The sequence below is a fragment of the Bathymodiolus azoricus thioautotrophic gill symbiont genome (genome assembly GCF_001298715.1).
Classification (GTDB): domain Bacteria; phylum Pseudomonadota; class Gammaproteobacteria; order PS1; family Pseudothioglobaceae; genus Thiodubiliella.
Genome location: NZ_CDSC02000186.1, coordinates 1 through 1,942, shown reverse-complemented (window position 1 = coordinate 1,942; position 1,942 = coordinate 1). Strand labels below are relative to the sequence as shown.

Below are 1,942 nucleotides of genomic sequence, written 5' to 3'. Positions count from 1 at the left end.
TAATAGCTCAGAAATTCAATTGCTCAAAGTTTCCATTGCCCATGTTGAATTTGAAGCGCTACACCCCTTTAAAGATGGCAATGGTCGTATTGGCAGAATGTTAATTACCCTCATGCTATGGTCGCTGGGTTTACTCTCTCAGCCACATTTTTATATGAGCACCTATTTGGAAGAAAATAAAGATTTGTATGTTGATATTATGAGGGGGAGTTTCTAAGAATAACGATTGGGATTCTTGGTGTGTTTTCTTTTTTACTGCAGTGGAACAACAAGCTCTCAGAAATCTAGATACTGCTAAAAAAATTACAGGGCTTTATGAGCAAATAAAGGCTCCATTTACAGAAGTTTTATCCTCTAAATGGAGCGTCAAAGTGTTAGATTTTGTCTTTGCCAACCCTATTTTTAAGAATAACGGTTTGTCAAAAAGATGTGGATTTTCTACACAAAATGCTGCGCGTTTTAGTAAGGGTTTGTTAAGTGCAGGTCTAATAAAAGTCTCTATGGAGCCCTCTGGTAGACGGGGTGTAATGTATTCTTTCGAGCCATTGTTAGAATTAGTTCGAGTGTAGCACGCTAACAATCAGTTAATTTTGTTTAACCAAAATAAACAATACCCAACCCTATGACGCCACTCAGGAAAATCACACTCATAATTCCAACTTTAAAGCGAAATAATGCAATGAATGCAATGATAGCGATAGCGATGGCTATCCAGTCAATTTGGTTATTTTGATAGAGTATAGCAAAGGCAAAAAATAGCGCTAAATTCACAATCACACCCACCACAGTCGCTGTTACTGCGGATAACGGTGCGCTGAATTTCAAATCTCCACGCGTGGCTTCAACCCCTGGTCCGCCTAAGAAAATAAACAAAAATGAGGGCAAGAAAGTAAAGAAAGTAGCCACTGATGCACCTGCAAAACCTGCCATTAGCATTGAATCTGCGCCAAAAACTTCTTTTACAGTTGCACCCACAAAGCCCACAAATGCCACTACCATAATCAGAGGACCTGGGGTGGTTTCCCCCAAAGCCAAGCCATCCATCATCTGTGTGCTACTCAGCCAACCATACTGCTCAACACCGCCTTGGTAGATATAAGGCAACACTGCGTAAGCACCGCCAAAAGTAACAAATGCAGCTTTAATAAAGAACTCACCCATATCATACAAGACTTTATTATCCAAAAAACTCATCACTGCAATGCCAAGTACAACACCGACCACACAAAAACCAATTAAACGCGACAACTTAAATTTAGCATGTTCAGGAATAGGTGTATTGTCATCAATCAATGCTGGGCCGTAACTGTTTTTGCCGTTGCCGTGATGCTTGCCCGCCTTAAAAGTATCAGGTAAAAATTTTGCACTTATATAGCCAATTAAAGCAGCACTTAAAACAATATAAGGGAAAGGCACTTTCAATGCAAAAATCGCAACAAATGCAAGTACTGCAAGTACTTTTAGAATATTGTTTGATAAGGCTTTAGAGCCAATACGATAAGCGGCGAACAAAACAATAGCGGTCACCGCAGGCTTAATACCATACAAAACTCCTGCTACCGCACTCACATTACCATAACTCAGATATATCCATGTTAATGTGCTCAAAATAAACAAAGAGGGTAAGACAAACAGTATGCCAGCTACAAGTCCGCCACGCACACCAAACATCAACCAGCCAATATAAGTGGCAAGTTGTTGTGCTTCTGGGCCTGGTAATATCATGGTGTAATTTAGCGCATGTAAAAAACGATGCTCAGAAATCCAGCGACGCTTCTCTACCAACTCTTGGTGCATCATTGAAATTTGCCCTGCAGGTCCGCCAAAACTGATAAAACCGAGCTTTAACCAATAGATGAAAAATTGAATAAAACTAGGTTTTAAAGGTGTTTGTGTTGCATTCATTTGTTACTTTCTTTTAAATAAAAAAAACCCCAGCCAA

The 1,942-nt window shown here is 39.7% G+C and carries 3 protein-coding genes; 2 read left to right on the top strand and 1 reads right to left on the bottom strand.

The annotated features are described in order from the left end of the window. Both BAZSYMA_RS10340 and BAZSYMA_RS10335 read left to right on the top strand, forming a co-directional pair. A partial coding sequence (locus BAZSYMA_RS10340; RefSeq protein WP_241502541.1) for a Fic family protein occupies positions 1-217 on the top strand: 217 nt, incomplete at its 5' end. Between the two features lie 43 nt (positions 218-260). Continuing rightward, on the top strand, positions 261-569 hold the full coding sequence (locus BAZSYMA_RS10335) for a hypothetical protein (RefSeq protein ID WP_241502540.1): 309 nt from the start codon (positions 261-263) through the stop codon (positions 567-569). Positions 570-594: 25 nt separating this feature from the next. Here BAZSYMA_RS10335 and chrA read toward each other — a convergent pair whose 3' ends face one another. After that, on the bottom strand, positions 595-1,905 hold the full coding sequence (chrA, locus tag BAZSYMA_RS03625; RefSeq protein ID WP_090715715.1) for a chromate efflux transporter: 1,311 nt from the start codon (positions 1,903-1,905) through the stop codon (positions 595-597). Between the last annotated feature and the right edge of the window lie 37 nt (positions 1,906-1,942).